This window comes from Chryseobacterium sp. SIMBA_029 (assembly GCF_046535275.1).
Classification (GTDB): domain Bacteria; phylum Bacteroidota; class Bacteroidia; order Flavobacteriales; family Weeksellaceae; genus Chryseobacterium.
In genome coordinates this window covers 1-262 of the sequence record NZ_JAWRXA010000458.1, presented here as the reverse complement: position 1 = coordinate 262, position 262 = coordinate 1, and the positions used below count along the sequence as shown (strand labels likewise).

Below are 262 nucleotides of genomic sequence, written 5' to 3'. Positions count from 1 at the left end.
AACTATTTTATCATCAGCCCAAGTTTATGGTGGGATGATGAAAGTTTATTAAAACAAGCTCCTCAATTACTTTCAAAATCTTCGGATACTAAAAAATTCGTTTATATTTCTGTAGGAAAAGGAGAACATCCGGTAATGGTAAAAGATGCCGAAGCCTGGTATGATGTTCTTAAAAAATCCAATAAGAAAAACTGGACAATTGAATATAAAATGATGGAAACAGACAATCACGCAACCATTCTTCACAGAAGCTTATACGAGG

The 262-nt window shown here is 33.6% G+C and carries 1 pseudogene; it reads left to right on the top strand.

Going from position 1 to position 262, the window contains the following annotated elements:
* A pseudogene (locus SB679_RS24810) lies at nt 1-262 on the top strand (alpha/beta hydrolase); the annotation flags it as partial.